Raw genomic sequence first — 21,652 nt, forward strand, 5'->3', positions numbered from 1 at the left:
GTCGGGCCTGAAAGTTTTCAGAACACAACCACATGTGTGGGCCAGTCGCAAACAGCAGCCTTGCTCATGCCGTCCCGGAGTTCCGGCTAACAGAGGCCAATGGTCCGAAGAAGCCGGTGATACGGGTTATGCGCCTTTGGCCAGGATCGAGGAAGGCGATGTCCAGACCTTCGGGAAACGACGAACCATCCGGCAGAGCGAACCTCCAGGCGAAACGCGCAACGCCATGGTGAACATCCACGTCACTTGTGCGGATGATGCGGGCACCCGGATATCTCGCCTGGATTCCCGCTATATGGGCAAGCAGTTCTTCTGCACCGGTCGCATGGACGGTCGGATCCGAATAGGTGGCGCCATCATTCCAGACCGACAGCAACAATGTGCGGCGTCTTTGCGCATCCTGGTCCGACCAGGATGCGCAATATGTATCGATGAGATGCGTCAAGGACATCCTATCCGGCCTCTCCCATGAACTGCGACAGTGCGGCGAAATCGTCGTGCAGATGGCCTGCGGCAATCCCTCGCCGGAAGATGGCATCATAACCATCGACCACGGTACGGTCGATCTTGCGCACGTCCATCAGTTCCACCAGGTGTCGGAATGCGCTGTAGTGGGGAGAGATCGATGAAAGCGTCTCGTCGTCCGCGGCCAGCCGTCCTGCCTCGGTGCGCTTGATCAGGTCCGTGACGAGTCCTTCGACCACCGGGGCGGTTGCCGTCCATTGTCGCGCCAGTTCGCCGAGATCGATGCTTTCGGCTCGGCACACGGCGATGGATTGCAGCGCGCCGAACAGCGATCCCCACATCAGCGCAAGCAAGGCACTGTCCAGCGCGTTCGCCAGCCCGAGATCGTCGCCGACATGCTGGACATTGCCACCCAACGCCTGCAGCATCTCCTTGCTTTGCTCGAAGACCTGTCGTGGTCCCGATACCAGGATGGTGCCGTGCTCCGTGCCGATGAAATCCGGCGTGGCCATGATCGCACCATCGAGATAAGTCACGCCGTATTCCGTTGCCCATTCGCCGGCTTCACGCGCGCCGTTCGGCGTACCGGACGTCAGTTCCACCACCAGCTTGCCGCGAAGAGCCGAGGCGACATCACCGCGCAGCAATACGGCGGTTGCCGGATAGTCGGTGACGTTGACGACGATGATCTCGCTCGCCTCGACAGCATCCAGCACAGACGCTGCAACGGTAGCACCCGCGGCGGCAAGCGCCGCTGTCTTTTCGATGGTCCTGTTCCAGACCGTGGTGGAATGTCCGCCCTTCAAAAGCGCGTGGGCGAGCGCGGCTCCCATGCGTCCGGTTCCCAAAACAGTGATTGCAGGCTTCATGATGACACTCCATATCGATCGGCTGAACGGACGGCTTTCCTGCCGTTGGCCGAGAGCTATGAGGTGGAAGGCGGCAGGCCAATACGCACGGAAGCGTAAGTGGTTACCCTCTGGTAAGGAGAACGGGGATGAACAGACCGTTGGAAAATGGCTTCTCGATCGCGATGAAGCTGGTCGCCGGCAAGTGGAAGATCGATATCCTGTGCGCGCTCTCCACGGCGCCGCGCAGGTTCGGTCGGCTTCGCCATTCCATCCCCGATATCAGTGAAAAGATGCTGGCACAGCAATTGCGCGAAATGGAGGCCGACGGGCTCGTCAAGAGGCAGGCCTATCCGGGGTTGCCGGCCAAGGTCGTCTATTCGCTGACGGAAAGCGGCGCGGCGCTCTGCGCCGGCGCGGAAGGACTGTGCCGCTGGAGTGAACAGTTCCCGGGCCATGTCGAAGCTCGGGCATAGGTTCAGCTGCTACGCTGCGGCGGATTGGCTTTCGGCATTGCGCAGACCCGACGGGGACAATAGATGGAGCTACGGCGCCCGCGCAAAGGCGCGGTCGCGGAAAAGCAGGAAATCAGCATGGCCGATACGCTCGACACTTCGAAATTGACCGATCGCGTTGCTGCGCTCGTTGACGCTGCCAGGAAGGCTGGCGCCGATGCAGCGGACGCCGTCGTGGTGCTCGGCCGCTCCACCAGCGTTTCGGTTCGGCTCGGCAAGGTGGAAAATACCAATGCGTCGGAAAGCGAAGACGTGTCGCTGCGCGTTTTCGTCGGCAATCGCGTCGCCTCCGTTTCAGCCACCGCTGCCTCGGACCCAAAATCGCTGGCCGAAAGAGCGGTGGCGATGGCGAAGGTCTCTCCCGAAGATCCGTATCAGGGGCTGGCGGATTCCTCGCTGCTCGCGAACGGAGCGAACGATCTCGACCTGTTCGACAAGACGGATGTCTCCGCCGACCGCCTGCGCGAGGATGCTCTTGCCGCTGAAGAGGCGGCGCTTGCGGTCAAAGGCGTGACCAATTCTGGTGGCAGTGCAGCCGGCGCCGGCATGGGCGGACTGGTGCTCGCAACATCGCATGGCTTCCTCGGCCAGTATGCCGCCACGCGCTTTTCTCGCTCCGCCAGCGTGATCGCGGGTGAGGGCACCGGCATGGAACGGGACTATGATTACTCGTCCCGCCTGCATTTTGCCGACCTCGACGATCCGGAGGCGATCGGCCGCAGTGCCGGTGAGCGGGCCGTGAAGCGCATCGGCGCACGCAAGGTTCCGACCGGCACCGTTACGGTCGTGTTCGATCCGCGCGTCGCGCGTGGTATCGCCGGCCATCTCGCAGGCGCCATCAACGGCGCTTCTGTGGCGCGCAAGACCTCGTTCCTGCGCGATATGATGGGCAAGCAGATGGCTTCGGCTGCGATCACCGTAACCGACGAGCCGCTGCGCCGGCGTGGGCAGGCTTCGCGTCCGTTCGATGGCGAGGGCGTTGGTGGTGAAAAGCTCCTGATGGTCGACAAGGGTGTGCTCAGCCACTGGTTCCTGTCGACCTCGGCGGCGCGTGAGCTTGGCCTTGTCACCAACGGCCGCGGCGCTCGCAGCGGTTCGCAGGTTTCGCCATCATCCACCAATCTCGCCATCGAAGCGGGTGATCGTTCGCCCGAGGAGTTGATCGGCGCCTTGAAGAGCGGCTTCTATGTGACGGAAGTGTTCGGCCAGGGCGTCAACATGGTGACCGGCGAATACAGCCGTGGTGCATCCGGTTTCTGGATCGAGAACGGCGAACTCACCTATCCGGTCTCCGAGGTGACGATCGCCTCGAACCTCAAGACGATGTTCCTCGGACTGGTGCCGGCCAATGACCTCGACCGCGAATACGGCACTGCTGCGCCGACATTGCTCATCGAAGGAATGACCCTTGCCGGAAGTTGATGCAGCGAGCCGCACCGGCGTGGATGAAGACCTTGCCTTGTTGCGTGACGCTGCACGCGAGGCCGGCGCGATCGCGCTGCGTTATTTCGGCAAGAACCCGGAAGTCTGGATGAAGGGTGGCACGTCTCCGGTGAGCGAGGCCGATTATGCGGCAGACACCTATCTGCGCGACACGCTGCTGGCGGCCCGGCCGGATTATGGCTGGCTGTCGGAAGAAACAGCTGATGGTCCGGAGCGCCTGAGGGCGCGTCGCATCTTCGTCGTCGATCCGATCGATGGAACGCGTGGCTTTCTCGATGGCCAGAAATTCTGGTGTGTCAGCGTCGCGGTGGTCGAAGATGGCAAGCCGATCGCCGGTGTGCTCGAATGTCCGGCAGCTAGCGAAACCTATTGGGCGACCCCTGGCGGGGGTGCCTACCTCAACGGCGAGCGCATCAAGGTTCGCAACACGCCGGCCGTTGCTGAGCTGGGTGGGCCGAAAGCCTTGCAGGACCTGGTGCCGGAGCCCTGGCAAGGAAGGCTGAAGCGCACGACCTATATCCCGTCCCTGGCTTATCGGCTGGCGATGATCGCCAAGGGCAGTCTGGACGCGACTTTCGTCAAGCCGAATGCGCATGATTGGGATATCGCTGCCGCCGAGCTCATTCTGCGTGAGGCGGGCGGGCGGCTGATCGACAGCCAAGGGACCACGCCTGCCTTCGGCAAGGAGAAGGTCAGCCATGGTGCGCTGGCCGCTGGAAGCGGCGAAATGCTCGCGATGATGGCGGGCGTGATTTCCGGCCACGCCGGCTGAGGCGTTTCATAGGTTTCAAAATTGGCGGCTTTGGTCTAGACCAAGCACCAAATCACATGATGTGAAGGACGGACATGACCGGGGAAGACGGAAAGAAACAGCTTTTGCACCTGGTGTTCGGTGGCGAACTGACGACGCTGGGCGGCAGCGAGTTCCGCGATCTCGACGCGCTCGACATCGTCGGCATCTATCCCGACTACCAGTCGGCGCTGAACGCCTGGAAGTCCAAGGCGCAGGCCAGCGTCGACAACGCGCATATGCGCTATTTCGTCGTGCACCTGCATCGCCTGCTCGACCCACAGGGCCAGGCCAGCGCGTGACGATGGAAGAACAGGTGGCGAAACCGCAGGCCGATCAACCCGCGGCCGGACGGAAACGCTCCAACAGCGCGCTGAAGCCGCTGTGGAAGAAGGTTCGCGAGCCGCTTGCACAGTCTCGTTTCGTCAAGGGCCTGATCGTCAGCCTGTTCACACTGACGATGCGATTCATCCGGCTCACCAATCCTCGCCTCGCACAGTCTGCCAGGTTCAGCGACAAGGAATATGAAGGCATCGAGCCGGGCATCATCGCGCTGTGGCACGGTCAACACATCCTGATGCCGGCTTTCTACCCTTCGAAGCGTGGACTGGTCGCCATGGTCTCGCGAAGTGCCGATGCCGAGATCAACGCCCAGGTGATCGAACGCTTCGGTATCGAGACCGTGCGCGGGTCGGGTGGCCGGGCGGATGCCCGCCATGTCGACAAGGGTGGGGCCAAGGCACTGATCGGCCTCAAGAAATCGCTGATGGCCGGCAAGAATGTCTGCATGATCGCCGATATTCCGCACGGCACGCCGCGCGATGCCGGCCTCGGCGTTATCCTGCTTGCCAAGCTGTCGGGGCGTCCGATCATCCCGGCAGCACTTGCCACCAGCCGTCGCAAGGTTCTGGAGAAGAGCTGGGACAAGACCACCATCAACCTGCCGTTCGGCCGCTCGGCGATCGCGGCTGGCGAGCCCATCTTCGTGGCGAGCAATGCCGACGAGGCCGAGATGGAACGCAAGCGTGTCGAGCTCACCGACGCGCTCAATGCGGCTACCGCCAAGGCCTACAATATGGTGGATGCGCCACGATGAGCGAGCGCTGGGCCCGGGTGATGCTTTCGCTCTACCGCGCAGCCGGTTCGGCCGCCTATCCCTTGGCTGGTCCCTATGTCGCCTGGCGTGCCTCCAAGGGTAAGGAAGACCGTGCCCGCAGCCGCGAGCGCTACGGCGTTGCCAGCCAGGAGCGACCGGACGGGCCGTTGATCTGGGTGCATGCGGCAAGCGTCGGTGAAACAAACGCGGTCGTGCCGCTGGTCCGCTCAATCCTCGACTACGGCGTGACAGTGGTGCTCACCACCGGAACCGTCACTTCGGCGAAACTGGTGACAGAGCGGCTGGGTGATCGCGTCATCCATCAATATGTGCCGCTGGACCTGAGGCCGGCGGTGAGCCGTTTCCTCAATCACTGGCATCCCGACCTCGTCATCATCGCCGAATCCGAGATCTGGCCGAACACCATCCTTGAGCTCGGCGCGCGCAGCGTGCCACAGGTGCTGGTGAATGGGCGGCTGTCGGATCGTTCCTTCGCTTCGTGGAAGAAGCGTTCCAACATCGCCGAGGCGCTGTTCGAGAATCTTGCCCATGTCGTCGCGCAATCGGAGGTCGACGGAGAGCGTTTCCGGGCCCTCGGTGCGCGGCCGGTGACGGTTTCCGGCAACCTGAAGGTCGATACGCCGCCGCCGCCGGTGAACGCAGGTGAATTGGCCTTGCTGAGCCGCCAGATCGACGGGCGCCCGACCTGGGCCGCCATTTCCACCCATGACGGTGAAGAAGTTATCGCCGCCGAAGTACACAAGACCCTGGCGTCGCGCCATCCCGGCCTGCTGACCATTGTCGTGCCGCGCCACCCAAACCGCGCCGAAGAGCTCATCGAGGCGTTCGCCGGAATGGGGCTCACCGTTGCACGGCGCAGTCTGGACGACCAGATCACGCCCGATGTCGACATCCTGCTTGGTGACACGATCGGCGAGATGGGACTCTATCTCAGGCTCACCGAGATCGCTTTTGTCGGCCGTTCATTGACGTCGGAAGGCGGACAGAACCCGCTCGAACCGGCGATGCTCGAGACAGCGGTGCTTGCTGGTCGCAATGTGCAGAATTTTCGCGATTCCTATCAAAGGCTGCTGGATGCCGGGGCCGCCAAGCTGGTGCGGGATCGCCCGATGCTGGCTGGCGCTGTCAACTTCCTGCTCTCCAATGAAAGTGCGCGCCGCGATATGATGGCGGCCGGTGCGGCGACCGTCGAGCAGATGCGTGGCGCGCTGGCCACCACGCAGAGAGCGCTCGAGCCCTATATCCAGCCGCTTGTCGTCAAAGCGCGTCTCAAGGCGGCGGGAGGCCGCTAGCATGGCGAGCGAAGCGCCGCCGTTCTGGTGGGAGAAACCGGACTGGCGCGCGCATCTGCTTTCACCCGTCTCCTGGATCTATGGCGCTGTTGCTGGCCGCCGCATGCGCTCGGCGAAACGCGAAAAGATAGATGCGCCAGTGCTTTGCGTCGGAAATTTCACAGTCGGCGGTTCCGGCAAGACGCCGGTCGCCATTGCGCTTGCCAGGCACGCGAAACAGCAGGGACTGAAGCCCGGCTTTCTGTCGCGCGGTCATGGCGGCTCCTTTGCCGAGCCGCATATCGTTGATCTGGATCACGATGCGGCCAAGCATGTCGGTGATGAGCCGCTGCTTCTTGCCGAACACGCGCCGGCGGCGGTGTCGCCGAACCGTGCCGCCGGGGCGCGCATGCTGATCGAGAAAGCCGGCTGCGATTTTCTCATCATGGACGACGGCTTCCAGAGCGCGCGCATCCACATCGATTTTGCGCTTGTCGTGGTGGATGCTCGCTATGGCATCGGTAACGGCCGGGTCATTCCAGGCGGACCGCTAAGGGCGCCGGTGCTCACACAGCTTCTCTATGCGGATGCCTTGCTCAGGATGGGCGAAGGCAGTGCTGCCGATGCTGTCGTGCGGCAGGCAGCACGTGCCGGCAAGCCGATCTTTGCCGCGCGTGCCCGGCCACGCGACGCCAGGATGCTCGTCGGCAAGCGTCTGCTCGCCTTCGCCGGCATCGGCCATCCGGAAAAATTCTATGACACCGTGGCGGAAGCTGGCGGCAAGGTGGCGCTCAGCCGATCATTCCCCGATCATCATGTCTATGCGGAGGATGAACTCGCCGAATTGCTCTCGACCGCCAAAGCTGCGGATCTCGGGCTCGTCACAACGGCCAAGGATGCGGCACGCCTGCGCCATGGCGCGACGCCGCCCGGATTCCTGGAAAAGCTCAGTGTGCTTGAGATCGAAACGGTGTTCGAGCCGGACCACACGCCGCAGCGTATTGTCGATGAAACCCTCGAAGCCTGGCGCAGGCGACGCGTGGGCGGATAGGTTCCTGGAAAGAACAGTCGTCAGCTGCGCTTGCGCAGATCCGGGTTGGATTCGATTTCGCGCTGCAGTGAAGCCGCTGCGCTGACGTAAGGTTCCTGCCGAGCCACGCTCCAGTATTTCAATTCGTCGAGCGCAATGTTTTCGCCGGTAACGGCGCAGCGCACGAAAGCGCCCGGGCTGGCGACCTGGAAATCGCCGTCCAGATAGCGAATGCGGGCTTCCCGGCCACCGGGACCTTCGAAACGGTTCATCATCACGATCGACCTGTGCTCACACGGCCAAGCTTGTTGACAACTCCTGACCTCAAGCGTTTCCGCCACAAAATACAGGCAAGGTCAAGCAGGGCACCAGCTTCACACAACGCAGACGGCCTACTCTCGGGCAAAATGCCACTTGGATCATCATGGTCGCTGCCATCTCCCGCCTCGCTTCCCTGCTCAAGCAGGCAACGGCCGGCGACATGCCACTCCCGACGGCCAGGCCTGATCCCGCCAAAACAGAGCTGATCAAGACGCTCGTCGCGCCCCGCGCACCACTTGGCGCGGAACCGATGCCGTCGCTGGCACCGCCGCTCGTCGTGCCGGGCAGAGTTGCGGCGATGCAAAAGGAAGTGTCATCTCAGATCATCGAGGCCTACCGCGCGGCGCTCGACCTGGAGGAATCGGTATCGATCAACCAGCGGCCGTCGACGGCGAGGGAAACTGGCGCGGAACCAGAGGTTCGACCTCAGTCGGGGTTGCCTGCCGGCCGGGATGACGCGAGCATCCGCAATCAACCATTGCCAGCCTACGCGCTTGCCTTGCCGCTGTCGGCAGCGGCCAGGCAGATTCAGGAAGAGGAGGCTGCCACGGGGAAGAGACGGTCGGTGCAGGCGAAGGCGTCACACTGGACATCGGAGGACGCTCCGCTGGGCGCGGCGATCAATGCCCGCACGATTGCCTTCGGGTTTGCGGCGTTGGCCCTGTTGCTTTTGATATTCCTTTTGGTGTTTTAGCTTCGGGCGAGCATCTCACGCTCCGCGTCCAGAAAACTCTGGAAGCGTTCCGACGGGACGCTGGCCGCTTCAGCGATACGCCGGGCGAGTTCCACGGCTGCGGCGCGCGGTTTTCCCGCCGGACGATCGAGCCAATAGGACACCGGGTTGAGTGCGGTGCGTCTGTCGACGGCCACGACACGTCCCGCCGAGACCTGACCTTCGGCCAGGGGCGGTCGGGCGAGGGCAATGCCAAGCCCATAGGCGGCGGCATCCAGGACCAGATTGTAATCCTCGAAGCGGCGATCCTGCGGGCGAGGCCGGTAGTCGACGCCCTGTTCGCCGAACCATGCGCGCCAGCCGGAGGCGTCCGAATCGTGGATCAGCGGATATTTCAGAAGCCGCTCGGCATTGCCGGCGCCGACCTCCTTCGCCAATGCCGGCGAAGCGATCGGGAACATGTGCTCTTCGAACAGCTGCATGGCGATGCGTTCGGGAACACGTCCGCGCCCGCACCGAATGGAGAGGTCGATACCTTCGTCGGCGAGATCGATCTGACGGTTGTCGACGTCGAGAACGATCCTGATCTTTGGATCGCCGCTTTCCAGCTTCGCCATGCGTGGCATCAGCCAAAGCCCACTGATCGACGGGATGGTTGCCAGCCGCACCACGGCAGAGCCGCGCGGTTCGACCCAGCGGTCGGAATTGCTGGCAATCAAAGCGAACGCTTCGCTGGTGCGCAGATGCAGCCGATTGCCCTCGATGGTCAACGAGACGCCACGCGCCCCACGTTCGAACAGTTTTAGCCCGAACCAGTCCTCCAGCCGCGCGATCTGGCGGCTGACCGCACCGTGAGTGAGGTTGAGCTTTTCGGCGGCGGCAGAAAAGCTCCCTGTCTTGGCTGCGGCGTCGAAGGCGCGCAGGGTTTCGAGCGGAGGCAGTATATCCAAGCTGTGATCCATGTTCACAGCTCATCCTCGATTTCGTCGTTTGTCAACGACGCCGGAAAAGCGTTTTCTCCCCTTGCGACACCAGTTGGCGCGGAGAAGGATGATGAGTGCCCCAATGAGCATGGCGAATTCGGAACAGCGCACGGATGTCACGGCAATGCTGGCAGTGGCACTGACCGTGGTCGGTTGGGCCTCTGCCTTTCCGGCGATCCGCGCCGGCCTCGCTGCCTTCGGGCCGCTGGAACTCGGCGCGTTGCGTTTTGCGATCGCCGCCGTGCCCGCGGTGATCTTCCTCGCCGTCAAGCGCCCGGCATTGCCCAAACTCAACGAACTTTGGCGCTTCGGCGTCGGCGGCGCGATCTTTGTCGCGCTCTATACGGCGATGCTGAACATCGGCGAAACCACAGTGTCGGCGGGGGCTGCAGCCTTCATCATCAATGTCAGCCCGATCTTCACGGCCATAATGGCGATGTTCCTGCTCGGCGAGCGGTTCCCGGCTCTCGCCTGGCTCGGTACTTTTGTCTCCTTCGCCGGTATCGGTGTCATTGCGATGGGTGAGGGCAACGGGTTGACGTTCAACACCGGCGCGCTGCTGATCCTCGGTTCGGCGCTGTGTTCGTCGGTCAACACGATCGTGCAGAAGCCGCTGTTTTCACGGCACCATCCGCTGACGGTCTCGGCATGGAACATGGTGCTCGGCGCACTGTGCCTGGCACCATTTTTTCCGGAAAGCCTCGTCCAGGCTTCACATGCTGACAGGGCTGGCCTCACTGCTGTGATCTATCTCGGCCTGATCCCGAGCTTCATATCCTACGCGGCCTGGGCAACGGCACTGTCACGACTGCCGGCAGCGCGCGCCTCCAACTATCTTTACCTGGTTTCACCTGTCGCGACGGTGATCGGCTTCGCCTGGCTCGGCGAGGTGCCGACGACGCTTGGTATCATCGGTGGCGTGCTTGCGCTTGGCGGCGTGATCATCGTCAACATGAAGCGCTAGTAGAGCAATTCCGGCAAAAGGTGCGCTGCGGAAACGCTCAAGTTGAAAAACTGGCTTATCGCCGTCCGAACAGGCGCTCGATGTCCGCGAGCTTGAGCTCGATATAGGTCGGGCGGCCGTGGTTGCAGGTGCCGGAGCCTGGTGTGGCCTCCATCTGACGCAGCAGAGCATTCATTTCGTCCGGTTTGAGCAGACGGCCTGAGCGCACGGAACCATGGCAGGCCATGGTGGCCGCGATGTGATTGAGGCGTTCGGTGAGCGTTTCGGTGGTGTCGTTGTCGGCGATTTCGTCGGCCAGATCGCGGACAAGCTGTTGCACGTCGGTCTCGCCCAGCATCGACGGCGTCTCGCGCACCGCGATGGCGCCCGGGCCGAAACGCTCGATGCCGAGGCCGAAGCGCTTCAGCGTCTCGGCATGTAAGGCCAGCCTTTCGGCGTCGTCTTCGGGGAGGTCGACGATTTCCGGCAGCAGCAGCATCTGCGCCGGCACAGGGCGGGAATGCAACGCATTCTTCAGCGCTTCGTAGACCAGTCGCTCATGCGCGGCATGCTGGTCGACGATGACCAGCGAATCCCGGGTCTGTGCAACGATGTAGTTCTCATGCACCTGAGCGCGTGCGGCGCCGAGGGTCGTACCCAGCAGGGTCTCGGCAGCCTCGACCTGGCTGGCGCGGGCGTCGGCGCTGAAGGCCGGTCCGGCATTGAAAGCCTGCTGGTCATGTTCGCGAAAGCCCATGTCGAGAGGTCGTTGCGGCGATCGCGTGGCATCGAAACCAACCGGCCCGGAGGCATGATAAGCCGCTTCGTAGCTGCGATGGCCGTTGCTTGGACCGCCATGGCCGAAGCTTGCAGCACCGGGCCTGAATGCAGCCATCATGCCGGCGGCGCCTGTCGTTGCCGCCCGGACACCAGCGCTGGTCAGCGCTTCGCGGATCGCGCCGACGATCAGTCCGCGTACCAGGCCGGGGTCGCGGAAACGCACATCGGCCTTCGCCGGATGGACGTTGACGTCGACGGTCGCGGGATCAAGCGTCAGGAACAGCGCCACCACGGCATGCCGGTCACGCGGCAGCACATCCATATAGGCGCCGCGGATGGCGCCGGCGATCAGCTTGTCGCGCACGGGGCGGCCGTTGACATAAGCGTACTGCTGCAGCGCGTTGGCGCGCGTGAAGGAGGGGATCGAGACGTGGCCGGTCAATCGCACACCTTCGCGCATGGCATCGACGGCAATCGAATTGTCCGGGAATTCAGAGCCCATCACCTGGGCGAGGCGTCGCAATTGTCCTTCTGGGCCGTCCTCAGTCGCGGGCAGCTCCAGTGTCGAGCGGTCTGCACCAGCCAATGTGAAGCGTACGGCAGGGAAGGCGATGGCGATGCGCTTGATGACATCGCTGGTCGCCGAGCTTTCCGCGCGCTCGCCCTTCATGAACTTCAGTCGAGCCGGCGTGGCGAAGAACAGGTCGCGCACCTCCACCGTCGTGCCGCGGTTGGCTGCTGCCGGTCGTACGGGCGCAACGCGCCCGCCCTCGATGCTGATCTCAGCGGCACTATCGCCCTGTGCCGTGCGCGAGCGGATCGACAGCCGCGCCACCGAACCGATCGAAGGCAATGCCTCGCCGCGGAAGCCGAGCGAGCGGATGTCGTTGATGTCATCGGAAAGCTTGGACGTGCAATGACGGGCGACCGCCAGTGCCAGCTCGTGTTCCGGCATCCCGGCGCCGTCATCGGTGACACGGATCAAATTCAATCCGCCTCCAGCCGTAACGATCTCGACGCGGCAGGCTCCGGCGTCGAGCGCATTCTCGACCAGTTCCTTGACGACGCTGGCGGGACGCTCGATGACCTCGCCAGCAGCGATCTGGTTGATCATCGTTTCGGAAAGCTGGCGGATGGGCATTGCCCGACTATAGCGGGATTCGCCAGGACGGCGAACAACCGTGCCCGGCTATTTTGATGCAAAGACCACAGCGAGATCGACGGAGATTTCTCTGCCGATTTCAGGTGTCTGGCGGGCTCAAGCGCCTTGGATTTTCAACGAGCGATTTTCCTCGCGCCCGAAGCCACGGACATCGATCCGATCGCCGTAGACTTCGACGATCGAGTAGGCGCTGGTAGCAGGCGTGTCGACCATGCCTTTGAAATTGAGGAAATACTTGCCCTTGAGCTCGCCGAAATTGCCGGCGTGGTTGTGGCCGTTGAAATAGGCGACGACGTTGCTGGATCCGGTCAGCAGTTCCACGATGCGTTCGGAGTCCCACATGTTGTGTTCGTTTTCCGGGTAGACCGGATAGTGACCCATGACGATCACCTTCTCATTTGCCGACTGTGCCGCCTCGATGGTCTTGCCGAGCCAGTCGAACTGTTCGTCGCTCAGCGAACCGTTCCAGGTCTGTGCGTTGACTGCGCCCTTTGCCTTCAGGTCCTCGAGCCGCTTGGCGGCGACCTCACGACGCGGGTCGTCCTTCGGTGGTGCGAACAGGCTGACGTCGTTGCCGTCGAGCACGATGAAGCGGTAGCCGCCGCCGGCAAAATCATAATAAGCCTTTTCCATGCCTGCGGTGCGCACGACCGAGGTCAGATACTCGGCAGCGACATCAAAGTCGTGATTGCCGAGCAGGAAGAAGCGCTCGTGCTTGAGCTTGTCGTAGAGCGGTAGGATGTGCGCGTAGCTTTCCCAGTGCCGGTCGATGATGTCGCCCAGCGTCGCGACGAAACGCAGATCTTCCTGGTTGAAGGCTTCGATCGCTTCCGACAGCTTCCACAAGCTGTTCGAGTAATAGCGGTTGAGCTTGAGGTTCGGCACAACCGGTGCGTATTGCGGATCGGCGACGACACCGAACTTGAACAGCGGCGCGCCTTCGGCTGCCGCCGCAGCGTCGATGGTGAAACCTCCGAAGGGGGCAAACATCGCGGCGGTGCCGCCTATCTTGAGGAGGTCGCGTCGGGTGATCATGAAAAGCCTCTGCATTGCGAATTACCGCAACAGGGTAGGCAGGCTTTGGTGACAGCGGCATGAAATGGATGGTGGCTGTCGACAGCCGATGCCTGTTCGATTGCAGGTCGTAAAAAAGCCGAGATGGCGGATGCGTGGTATAGACTAGCTGCACTTGTGACGTGCGATTGGGGGAATCATGAAATCAGGACTTCTGCTTGCATTGTCCGTGTTGACCTATTCGGGCACGGCTTCGGCTGGACCGGCATCGGATGCGGTGATGTTTTTCTATTCGCCGGTCAAATTCGCCGCCGATCCGCAATTTCGGGATCGCTTCACCGACCCCGTCATCAAGCTGTTTCAGCTCAACGATGCCGCCATCAAGAAGCACCCGGACGAGGTTGCATGCATTGACTTCGATCCGGCTCTGGACGCGCAGGACTATGATGACAAGACCGTTGCCGACAGCCTGAAGCTCGCCGAGTCGATAGAAGGGGACAAGGCGACGGTAACCGCGAGCTTCGATCTCTTCGCCGAAGGTGATGATTCCAAACGGGAAATGGTCTGGGACCTGAGGCAAGTCGATGGCTCATGGAAGGTTGCCGACATCGCCTCCAAGAGCAACAGCTGGAAGCTCAGCGAACTGGGTTGTTCAGGCGGAGAAGAAGCAGACTAGGCCGATGATGCTTGGACAGCGTTTTTTGTGGTTGCTGCCGACTGCTTTCCTCGCCATCGGGCCGGTCGGCGGCGCCTGCGCGGAAGGATTGCTCGGTGCGAAGACAGCGACGGCGCCTTCGGCTGCCGGGGTGGCACCGAGTGCGTCGAACCTGGCGACGGCTCCTGCTCCGGATTCTCCCACGGCCCAGGTCCGATCCTTTTACGTCGACGGCGCGGATCTGGCGCTGGCCGATCGCGGCCGCTTCACCGATCCGGCAAGGATGGTGCTCGAAAAGAACGAAATCCTGAAAAAATCGGGGCAAGGCGATTGCCTTGACCAGAATATGGCGCTCGATGAGGTTCCCTACGACAAGGCGATGCTTGAAAAGACCTTCAAGTCGCTCGAATCGATCAATGGCGACGAGGCGCGCGTCGTGGTCGCTTTCGTCGAAGGCAGCGAGCCGCATCGGCTGGAGTGGAAGCTGAAGAAGGTCGGTGGTGGCTGGAAGATCACCGACCTTCTGTCCGTTACCGGCGAGTGGGCACTCAGCCAGTATCAGTGCGAATGATCTCAGCCCCTGCCGCGATAGGGGGCGACACCGGTGTCGGGCAGCCAGGCGCCTTTCGGCGGCTCGCCGGTCTGCCAGAACACGTCGATCGGGATGCCGCCGCGCGGATACCAGTAGCCGCCGATGCGCAGCCACAGCGGCCGGGTGGCTGCCGCGACACGTCGCGCGATCATCACGGTGCAGTCTTCATGGAAGGCGCCGTGGTTGCGGAACGAGGTGAGAAACAGCTTCAGCGACTTGGATTCGACCAGAAGTGTGTCCGGCGCATAGTCGATGACGATATGCGCGAAATCCGGCTGTGCGGTCACCGGGCAGAGCGAGGTGAATTCGGGGCAGGTGAAGCGCACGATCGCCGGCGGACCGTCGCCGCGCGTGAAGGGCACGGTTTCCAGGATTGCATGATCGGGAAGGTGTGGCGTTTCAGCCCTGGTGCCGAGTTGGGTCAGGTGTTCCGTTGTCGTCATGGGAAAGCTCCTTTAACGCAGGCTCTATCCCCAAGGGATCGTACAAGCCAGCCCTGGATGAGAACAGGATGAAATGCCGAGGATGCCGTGCGATCCACGCCGGTCCTGGCGCCGACGAAGAGAGCCCTCTCGTCGGCGCCAACCGTCCTATGCAGCGTCCGCCGCAGCGGCAATCTCCGGATTTTCCGACTGCAGGCGACCTCCGGCACCAGCCATCTCAAGCGGATATTCGTTGCACAGGATAAGAACGTCATCAGTGTTGGCGATGCCGGCATAAGCTTTTGCAATGCCGCTGTTCAACTTTGCGATCAAAGCTCGCCTCGCATCCGGGTTCGCAAGCTTGGGTGCCTCAACGAAACAGACCGGCCGTATCGGCTCTGCAGCGACAAGCCCGTCCTGCGCGACATTGGCTGTCGGGTGCTCGCGCAGGAATATGCGCACGTCGGGGATGTGGTAGGCTTCGTCGAGTGCGGCGGTTATTTCCGCCATCAGGGTTGTCTTGGCATCGTCTCGCAGGCCTTCCGGGCCTTCAATGATGAAAACGGGCATCGTCATCTCCTGGGTTTGCGTTAGGCCCGCCAGCGACACGGGCACTTTCAGGAAGACGTCGTGTCAGGTCGAAAGGATTCGAAGAAATTTTCTTGCTGGGCGAATCCTGAGTGCCTGCGCGTTCGTCTTCGTTGCGTAAATCCCGCAAGGAGCCCGTCATGAAGCGCACGATGATCCGTTATCGGACGAAGCCGGAAGGTAGCGAAGAGAACCAACGACTGATCGAGGAGGTCTTCAAGCAGTTGCACCAGATGGCGCCCACCCGGGTCCAGTATGTCGTGTTGCGCGTAGATGAGGATGTCTTTGTTCATCTCGTTGGTGTTGCCGAGGAGGTCGACAATCCGATCCCGACCCTCGACGCCTTCCAGATTTTCAGGCGCGATATCGCGGAACGTTGTCTCGAAGTCCCGGCGCAGGGGGACGCCAAGGTTGTCGGCAGCTTTGGCATGCCTGGCTGGTGAGCAACTCATGGACGATAGAAAATACGCCGGCACAGCATACAACCTGGAGCTTGCGGGGTTGATAGGACCCCTTCGGCCGAAACTGCATCGTTACTGTGCGCGTATGATGGGCTCAGCGATAGAGGGCGAGGATGTGTTGCAGGAGGCTTTGATGAAGGCGGTGGAGGCCTTCACTGCTTCCATGCCGCTTACCAATCCCGAGGGCTGGCTCTTCCGCATCGCGCACAATACCGCCCTGGATTTCCTGCGCAGGCGCCGGCGTATCCGGGCCTACGAAGCCGCAGCAGAAGTTGAGACGCCTGCCGGTTTGTCACCCGATGTGGAGCGGCGGATCGCAGCAGCAGCAAGCCTGCGCACCTTCATGCAATTGCCGACACGTGAACGCAGCTGCGTTATCCTGATGGATGTGCTTGGCCATTCACTGCGCGAAATCCATGCTGTGACACAGATGAGTGTTCCAGCCATCAAGGCACATTTGCACCGGGGCAGAAATCGCCTTCGAGGTTTCGCAGACAGCCCGGTCGAAAAATCGGCACCGGTCCTTTCGCCACAAGAGCGCGAGCGGCTTTCCTTCTATGTCGAGCACTTCAACGCGCGCGACTTCGACGTGCTGAGAGATCGTCTTGCTGACGAGGTCAAGGCAGAACTCGTCGGTCAAGTCGTGATGCAAGGACGGGCTGAAGTGTCGAATTATTTTGGTAACTATGCCACTGAACCACGGTGGCACCTGCGTATCGGGACATTCGAAGGCGAGGCGGCGGTATTGGTATTCGACGACCGTGCGGCCGCCGCATCGATGCCCGCATATGTCGTTCTTCTGCGCTGGGAGGGTGATCGGCTGGTTGAAATCAAGGATTTCCGCTATGCGCGCTACATAGTGGACAACGCAGATATTCTTGCGTGCGCTGAATAGCGGTTAGGGCACTGCATGCCGTGGAACGCCAGGGTATGCTCAGCTGCGGAAGATCGGCTCGCCGAACGTGGCCGGATCGACATCAACGCCAAGGCCAAGGCCTTTTGGAGGGGTTATGCTGCCGTTGGCGATGGCAAAATCGGCAGTGCCGTTGGCAACCGTGACCCAGTTGTGGAAATCGACCGTGTGCTGGCGCAGCAATGCCGGTGTCGACAGCAGCAGCCCGCAATAGGCGGCGGTGTCGATCTGAGCGCCGCCAGTGTCTTCGATGGTGATCTTCAGGTTGCGGGCAATTGCGATGTCGCGGATCAGCTTGGCCTTGGTCAGTCCACCGACGCGCGCGAGCTTGATGGTGATGCCGTCAACCAATCCGTCGGCGATGGCGCGCAGCAGGGCGTCGGCACCGTCGATGGTCTCGTCCAGGACGAGTGGCCGGTCGCAGGCCGGGCGGATGGCTAGATTTTCCTCGTAGCTCCCGCAAGGCTGCTCCAGCGTGTAGTCGAGCGCACGTGTCGCCTGCAGGAAGCGTCGGGTCTCGGCGGTCCCCCAACTTCCATTGGCATCGCAGAACAGCACCGTGCCGGACGGCACGGCAGCGCGCACGGCCTCGAGACGCCCGATGTCGTCATTGACGTCGAGGCCGACCTTGACCTGAAGTCGGTGGTAACCTTCGGCGATGTATTTCCTGGCCCGCGCAGCCATGGCATCAGGACTTTCCTGCGCCAGGGAGCGGTAAAGCGGGATGGCCGTGCCTTCCGCGCCGCCGGCCATCGCGGCCAATGAGAGACCACCGCGTTTGCCGGCAAGATCCCAAAGCGCCATGTCGATCCCGGCCTTGGTATAGGGATGGCCCTTGAGCAGCAGATCCATGCGGCGGTTTAGCGCCTCGATACCGGCGGCATCCTCGCCGATCAGCCGCGGTGCCAGTTCGCGCATGGCAGCGCGCGCGCCTTCCGCAAAGGCCGGATCATAGAAAGAACCCAGCGGCGCCATCTCGCCATATCCCTTGCTGCCGTCGCGTGCGGTGATCTCGACGATGGTCGAATCGAACCCTTCGGCGCTACGACCGCCCGAACAGGTGTAGGTACCGTCCCGGAACGGCTGCCACTGCCGGTAAAGGGTGATGGAAGCGATGGTCATACAGGGCTCCGCAGGCGCTTTTGGTACGATAATGCCGCCATGCTAGCGATCTCAAACGAGGTGTGCCGCGAAGGAAACGGCAGTTGCGCCGGTCGTTTTTATGCTAGCTTCCGGCCCGCGCGTCGCAGTATGCCTTGCCGGCCTCAGGGAGACCGTCGTTCATGACCCACAGCTTTCTCGCCCATCTCGATACTGAACTGGCCGGCCTGAAGGCGGCGGGCCTCTACAAATCCGAGCGGGTCATCTCGTCCATGCAGTCGGCCGAAATCGAAGTGGCTGGCGAGAGAGTGCTGAATTTCTGCGCCAACAACTATCTGGGCCTCGCCGACAATGCGGAGCTGCGCGCTTCGGCGCAGAAGGCGTTGGACCGCTATGGTTATGGCATGGCTTCGGTTCGTTTCATCTGCGGCACGCAGGAAGAACACAAGCAGCTCGAAGCCAGGATCTCATCCTTCCTCGGTTTGGAAGACACTATCCTGTACGGCTCCTGCTTCGACGCGAATGGCGGCTTGTTCGAGACGCTGCTCGGCGAGGAAGACGCGGTGATTTCGGATGCGCTGAACCATGCTTCGATCATTGACGGCGTGCGGCTCTCCAAGGCCAAGCGCTTCCGTTATGCCAACAACGACATGGCAGCGCTCGAGGAAGAGCTGAAGAAAGCGGAAGGCAACCGTTTCAAGCTGATCGCCACCGACGGTGTCTTCTCGATGGATGGCATCATCGCCAATCTGCAGGGCGTCTGCGATCTCGCCGAGAAATATGGCGCGATGGTCATGGTCGACGACAGCCATGCCGTCGGCTTTGTCGGCAAGCATGGCCGCGGCTCGGCCGAGCATTGCGGTGTCGAGGGACGGGTGGACATCATCACCGGCACGCTCGGCAAGGCACTGGGCGGCGCCTCCGGCGGATATACGTCCGGCAAGCGGCAGGTGGTGGACTGGCTGCGCCAGCGGTCGCGGCCCTATCTGTTCTCCAACACGTTGATGCCCGCGATCGCAGCCGCATCGCTCAAGGTTTTCGACATCATCGAAAAGGGTGATGCATTGCGTGAAAAGCTCTACGCAAATGCATCGCATTTCCGCTCCTCGATGAGCAAGCTCGGTTTCACGCTTGCCGGTGCCGACCATCCGATCATCCCGGTGATGCTTGGCGATGCGACGCTGGCGCAGCAGATGGCCACCAGGATGCTGGAGCGCGGCATCTATGTCATCGGCTTTTCGTTCCCCGTCGTGCCCAGGGGACAGGCGCGCATCCGCACGCAGATGTCGGCGGCGCATTCCACCGCCGATATCGATCGCGCGGTCGCGGCTTTCGCCGAGGTTGGCCGGGAACTCGGCATCATTTCCTGAGGAACAGACGAATGTCCAACATGATGCGTGCGCTGGTGAAGGCAAAAGCCGAGCCCGGGATCTGGATGGAGCGTGTGCCGGTTCCCGAGATCGGCCCCAACGACGTGCTGATCAAGGTCAAGAAGTCGGCGATCTGCGGCACGGACGTCCATATCTACAACTGGGACCAGTGGGCCCAGAAGACGGTGCCTGTGCCGATGGTGACGGGACATGAATTCGTCGGCACCATTGCCGATGTCGGTTCCGCCGTCACCGAATACAAGGTCGGCCAGCGCGTATCGGGCGAAGGCCATATCGTCTGCGGTCATTGCCGCAATTGCCGGGCGGGCAGGGGCCATCTGTGCCGCAACACGCTTGGCGTCGGCGTCAACCGGCCGGGCTCGTTCGGCGAGTATGTCGCCATCCCGCAGCACAATGTCGTGCCGATCCCGGATGACATTCCCGACGAAATTGCCGCGATCTTCGATCCGCTCGGCAATGCAGTCCATACCGCGCTGTCCTTCGACCTGGTCGGTGAGGACGTGTTGGTCACCGGCGCCGGGCCGATCGGCATCATGGGCGCGCTGGTGGCGCAATGTGTCGGTGCGCGCAAGGTCGTGATCACCGACATCAACCCGACGCGCCTGGCGCTGGCCAGGAAGATGGGCGTGCGCCATGTCGTCGATGCCTCGAAGGAAAAATTGCGCGATGTCATGCATGACGAAGGCATGACCGAGGGTTTTGACGTCGGACTGGAGATGTCGGGCTCGGCCGTTGCTTTCCGCGACATGATCGACACCATGAACAATGGCGGCAAGATCGCCATTCTCGGCATCGCGCCGACCGGATTCGAGATCGACTGGAACAAGGTCATCTTCAAAATGCTGCATCTCAAGGGCATCTACGGCCGCGAGATGTTCGAGACATGGTACAAGATGATCGCGCTGGTGCAGGGACCGCTCGATGTCAGCGGACTGATCACCCATCGTATCGGCATTGACGACTATCAGTCGGGCTTCGATGCCATGCGCAGCGGCAATTCCGGCAAGGTCGTGATGGATTGGTAGGAAAAATTTTTTCTTGCCAGTGGATATTTTTCGAATAAGTTTTGTTGCCGCCCTGTTGGCCGATTTGCTAATGCAGGCAACCTTATCGTGCAAGCTCTCGCCCCGAGGATCGGAACGATGCCCGGGGTGATGTTGTAAGAGCCGGAATTCCGACGATGCGCCGCCATATCCGCACCTTTACCGCACGTCATGAGCCATCCAGCCATCCGCTTTCGCATGCAAAGTCCGGCCTGGGCGCTGTCATCGGCATCGGAGCGGTCGGCGGCCTTGCCGCACTGACCGACCTGCCGCTGCTGCTGGCGCCGCTAGGCGCGACGGCGGTGCTGATCTTTGGCCAGCCGGCCAGCCCGCTGGCGCAGCCGGCCAATGTCTTCGGCGGCTATCTTCTGGCAACGATCGTGGGTGTTGCGGCCGCCCTGGCACTCCCGGGGAGCTGGACGGTGGCAGCCCTGGCTGTCGGCGTAGCGATCGCCCTGATGTCGATGCTGCGTGTCACCCATCCGCCGGCCGGCGCGGTGCCGCTGATTGCGATCGCTGCACCGCTGCAAAGCGCCTCACTGTTCGGCACGATCCTGATCGGCTCGATCAGTCTGGTCGGGCTCGGCGTCGTCCACCACCGCCTGCCGCCGCGCTTTCATTATCCACGTCGGGTGGAGTGAGGGACAGGGCGGCCTCGATTGCGTCCAGTGCCGCGGTCAGCGCGCCACGCCCAGGCTCTTTTATCCGCGACAGTAGTTCCCGTTCGAACGCCTTCGCCAGCGGTACCATTTCGCAATAGGCGGCAAGGCCGGCTTTGGTCAGTGCCAGGTGCTCGATGCGCCTGTCTTTCTCGTCAGGCGTGCGGATCAGCCAGCGTCGCCGCTCCAGTTCGGCCACGGCACGCGAGATCTTTGTCTTGTGCATCGCAGACTGTTGACCGAGTTCCCTGGCAGTCATGGTTCCATACTGGCCAAGCCCGGACAGGGTGCGCCATTCCGGGCGTGTCAGGCCAAGGCGGTCCTTGTAGATGCGCGCGAACTCGCGGCTGACCAGATCGGCCAGATGATAGAGCCGGTAGGGCAGGAAAGTTTCCAGTTCGAGGACGTCGTCTTGACTTGCCATGGCGCGCATTCCGGTTGAGCTTCAACGACATTGACTTAGAGCGCCGCG

At 62.1% G+C, this 21,652-nt stretch carries 26 protein-coding genes; 16 read left to right on the forward strand and 10 right to left on the reverse strand.

Annotated features, from left to right (window positions below):
* Nucleotides 1-64: 64 nt before the first annotated feature.
* Complete coding sequence (locus tag C1M53_RS25570; RefSeq protein ID WP_129414782.1) at nucleotides 65-451, reverse strand: nuclear transport factor 2 family protein; 387 nt, start codon at nucleotides 449-451, stop codon at nucleotides 65-67.
* Nucleotide 452: 1 nt separating this feature from the next.
* Complete coding sequence (locus C1M53_RS25575) at nucleotides 453-1,334, reverse strand: NAD(P)-binding domain-containing protein (RefSeq protein ID WP_129414783.1); 882 nt, start codon at nucleotides 1,332-1,334, stop codon at nucleotides 453-455.
* Between the two features lie 128 nt (nucleotides 1,335-1,462).
* Between C1M53_RS25575 and C1M53_RS25580 the strand changes: the two genes are divergently transcribed.
* The 7 genes from C1M53_RS25580 to lpxK all read left to right on the forward strand — a co-directional run bounded on the left by C1M53_RS25580 (nucleotide 1,463) and on the right by lpxK (nucleotide 7,500).
* Nucleotides 1,463-1,789 carry a helix-turn-helix domain-containing protein gene (locus tag C1M53_RS25580; protein ID WP_129414784.1) on the forward strand — a complete coding sequence of 109 codons (327 nt, stop codon included), beginning with the start codon at nucleotides 1,463-1,465 and terminating at the stop codon, nucleotides 1,787-1,789.
* 117 nt (nucleotides 1,790-1,906) lie between these two features.
* A complete protein-coding gene (locus C1M53_RS25585) occupies nucleotides 1,907-3,250 on the forward strand; it encodes a TldD/PmbA family protein (RefSeq protein ID WP_129416367.1) in 1,344 nt (447 codons plus the stop codon).
* Entirely contained in the window at nucleotides 3,237-4,043 is an 807-nt protein-coding gene (locus tag C1M53_RS25590) for a 3'(2'),5'-bisphosphate nucleotidase CysQ (protein WP_129414785.1), read from the forward strand. Before C1M53_RS25585 ends, C1M53_RS25590 begins: the two co-directional genes overlap by 14 nt.
* 74 nt (nucleotides 4,044-4,117) lie before the next feature.
* Nucleotides 4,118-4,363, forward strand: coding sequence for a DUF4170 domain-containing protein (locus C1M53_RS25595; RefSeq protein ID WP_129414786.1), 246 nt, complete (start codon nucleotides 4,118-4,120; stop codon nucleotides 4,361-4,363).
* Between the two features lie 2 nt (nucleotides 4,364-4,365).
* Complete coding sequence (locus C1M53_RS25600; RefSeq protein WP_129416368.1) at nucleotides 4,366-5,157, forward strand: lysophospholipid acyltransferase family protein; 792 nt, start codon at nucleotides 4,366-4,368, stop codon at nucleotides 5,155-5,157.
* Entirely contained in the window at nucleotides 5,154-6,470 is a 1,317-nt protein-coding gene (gene waaA / locus C1M53_RS25605; protein WP_129414787.1) for a lipid IV(A) 3-deoxy-D-manno-octulosonic acid transferase, read from the forward strand. The genes C1M53_RS25600 and waaA overlap by 4 nt, the downstream gene beginning before the upstream one ends.
* Nucleotide 6,471: 1 nt before the next feature.
* Nucleotides 6,472-7,500, forward strand: coding sequence for a tetraacyldisaccharide 4'-kinase (lpxK, locus tag C1M53_RS25610; protein ID WP_129414788.1), 1,029 nt, complete (start codon nucleotides 6,472-6,474; stop codon nucleotides 7,498-7,500).
* Between the two features lie 20 nt (nucleotides 7,501-7,520).
* Here lpxK and C1M53_RS25615 read toward each other — a convergent pair whose 3' ends face one another.
* Nucleotides 7,521-7,754 (reverse strand): DUF2093 domain-containing protein, encoded by a 234-nt coding sequence (locus C1M53_RS25615; RefSeq protein WP_129414789.1) that lies wholly within the window; start codon nucleotides 7,752-7,754, stop codon nucleotides 7,521-7,523.
* Between the two features lie 296 nt (nucleotides 7,755-8,050).
* On the opposite strand from C1M53_RS25615, the gene C1M53_RS25620 reads away from it, so the two are divergent.
* On the forward strand, nucleotides 8,051-8,494 hold the full coding sequence (locus tag C1M53_RS25620) for a hypothetical protein (protein WP_129414790.1): 444 nt from the start codon (nucleotides 8,051-8,053) through the stop codon (nucleotides 8,492-8,494).
* Here the strand turns inward: C1M53_RS25620 and C1M53_RS25625 are convergent.
* Complete coding sequence (locus tag C1M53_RS25625; RefSeq protein ID WP_129414791.1) at nucleotides 8,491-9,435, reverse strand: LysR substrate-binding domain-containing protein; 945 nt, start codon at nucleotides 9,433-9,435, stop codon at nucleotides 8,491-8,493. The two genes, C1M53_RS25620 and C1M53_RS25625, sit on opposite strands and share 4 nt — an antisense overlap.
* 103 nt (nucleotides 9,436-9,538) lie before the next feature.
* Here C1M53_RS25625 and C1M53_RS25630 point away from each other — a divergent pair, with 103 nt between their 5' ends.
* Nucleotides 9,539-10,420, forward strand: coding sequence for a DMT family transporter (locus C1M53_RS25630; protein ID WP_245488283.1), 882 nt, complete (start codon nucleotides 9,539-9,541; stop codon nucleotides 10,418-10,420).
* A 55-nt stretch (nucleotides 10,421-10,475) separates the two neighbouring features.
* Here the strand turns inward: C1M53_RS25630 and mutL are convergent, their stop codons facing one another.
* Together mutL and C1M53_RS25640 are read right to left on the reverse strand one after the other, a co-directional pair.
* Nucleotides 10,476-12,320 (reverse strand): DNA mismatch repair endonuclease MutL, encoded by a 1,845-nt coding sequence (gene mutL / locus C1M53_RS25635; RefSeq protein ID WP_129414792.1) that lies wholly within the window; start codon nucleotides 12,318-12,320, stop codon nucleotides 10,476-10,478.
* 117 nt (nucleotides 12,321-12,437) lie between these two features.
* Complete coding sequence (locus C1M53_RS25640; RefSeq protein ID WP_129414793.1) at nucleotides 12,438-13,376, reverse strand: metallophosphoesterase; 939 nt, start codon at nucleotides 13,374-13,376, stop codon at nucleotides 12,438-12,440.
* Between the two features lie 178 nt (nucleotides 13,377-13,554).
* Between C1M53_RS25640 and C1M53_RS25645 the strand changes: the two genes are divergently transcribed.
* A complete protein-coding gene (locus tag C1M53_RS25645) occupies nucleotides 13,555-14,031 on the forward strand; it encodes a DUF3828 domain-containing protein (RefSeq protein WP_129414794.1) in 477 nt (158 codons plus the stop codon).
* Nucleotides 14,032-14,035: 4 nt separating this feature from the next.
* Complete coding sequence (locus C1M53_RS25650; protein ID WP_348630009.1) at nucleotides 14,036-14,581, forward strand: hypothetical protein; 546 nt, start codon at nucleotides 14,036-14,038, stop codon at nucleotides 14,579-14,581.
* A 2-nt stretch (nucleotides 14,582-14,583) separates the two neighbouring features.
* Here C1M53_RS25650 and queF read toward each other — a convergent pair whose 3' ends face one another.
* Entirely contained in the window at nucleotides 14,584-15,045 is a 462-nt protein-coding gene (gene queF, locus C1M53_RS25655; protein ID WP_129414795.1) for a preQ(1) synthase, read from the reverse strand.
* Nucleotides 15,046-15,192: 147 nt separating this feature from the next.
* Nucleotides 15,193-15,594: an N-acetylmuramic acid 6-phosphate etherase gene (locus C1M53_RS25660; protein WP_129414796.1), complete on the reverse strand. Its 402-nt coding sequence runs from the start codon at nucleotides 15,592-15,594 to the stop codon at nucleotides 15,193-15,195.
* A 158-nt stretch (nucleotides 15,595-15,752) separates the two neighbouring features.
* On the opposite strand from C1M53_RS25660, the gene C1M53_RS25665 reads away from it, so the two are divergent.
* Together C1M53_RS25665 and C1M53_RS25670 are read left to right on the forward strand one after the other, a co-directional pair.
* Nucleotides 15,753-16,055 carry a hypothetical protein gene (locus C1M53_RS25665; RefSeq protein ID WP_129414797.1) on the forward strand — a complete coding sequence of 101 codons (303 nt, stop codon included), beginning with the start codon at nucleotides 15,753-15,755 and terminating at the stop codon, nucleotides 16,053-16,055.
* 7 nt (nucleotides 16,056-16,062) lie between these two features.
* Nucleotides 16,063-16,968: an RNA polymerase sigma factor gene (locus C1M53_RS25670; protein ID WP_129414798.1), complete on the forward strand. Its 906-nt coding sequence runs from the start codon at nucleotides 16,063-16,065 to the stop codon at nucleotides 16,966-16,968.
* 39 nt (nucleotides 16,969-17,007) lie between these two features.
* On the opposite strand, the gene C1M53_RS25675 is transcribed toward C1M53_RS25670, so the two are convergent.
* On the reverse strand, nucleotides 17,008-18,108 hold the full coding sequence (locus C1M53_RS25675; RefSeq protein ID WP_129414799.1) for a mandelate racemase/muconate lactonizing enzyme family protein: 1,101 nt from the start codon (nucleotides 18,106-18,108) through the stop codon (nucleotides 17,008-17,010).
* Between the two features lie 161 nt (nucleotides 18,109-18,269).
* Here C1M53_RS25675 and C1M53_RS25680 point away from each other — a divergent pair, with 161 nt between their 5' ends.
* From C1M53_RS25680 to C1M53_RS25690, 3 genes are all read left to right on the forward strand, one after another.
* Nucleotides 18,270-19,457, forward strand: coding sequence for a glycine C-acetyltransferase (locus C1M53_RS25680; RefSeq protein WP_129414800.1), 1,188 nt, complete (start codon nucleotides 18,270-18,272; stop codon nucleotides 19,455-19,457).
* Between the two features lie 11 nt (nucleotides 19,458-19,468).
* Nucleotides 19,469-20,503 carry an L-threonine 3-dehydrogenase gene (gene tdh, locus C1M53_RS25685; protein WP_129414801.1) on the forward strand — a complete coding sequence of 345 codons (1,035 nt, stop codon included), beginning with the start codon at nucleotides 19,469-19,471 and terminating at the stop codon, nucleotides 20,501-20,503.
* 155 nt (nucleotides 20,504-20,658) lie between these two features.
* Nucleotides 20,659-21,162 carry an HPP family protein gene (locus C1M53_RS25690; protein ID WP_129414802.1) on the forward strand — a complete coding sequence of 168 codons (504 nt, stop codon included), beginning with the start codon at nucleotides 20,659-20,661 and terminating at the stop codon, nucleotides 21,160-21,162.
* Here the strand turns inward: C1M53_RS25690 and C1M53_RS25695 are convergent.
* Nucleotides 21,089-21,604: a MarR family transcriptional regulator gene (locus tag C1M53_RS25695; protein WP_165358239.1), complete on the reverse strand. Its 516-nt coding sequence runs from the start codon at nucleotides 21,602-21,604 to the stop codon at nucleotides 21,089-21,091. The two genes, C1M53_RS25690 and C1M53_RS25695, sit on opposite strands and share 74 nt — an antisense overlap.
* Between the last annotated feature and the right edge of the window lie 48 nt (nucleotides 21,605-21,652).

Origin of the sequence: Mesorhizobium sp. Pch-S (genome assembly GCF_004136315.1) — a bacterium.
Taxonomy (GTDB): domain Bacteria; phylum Pseudomonadota; class Alphaproteobacteria; order Rhizobiales; family Rhizobiaceae; genus Mesorhizobium.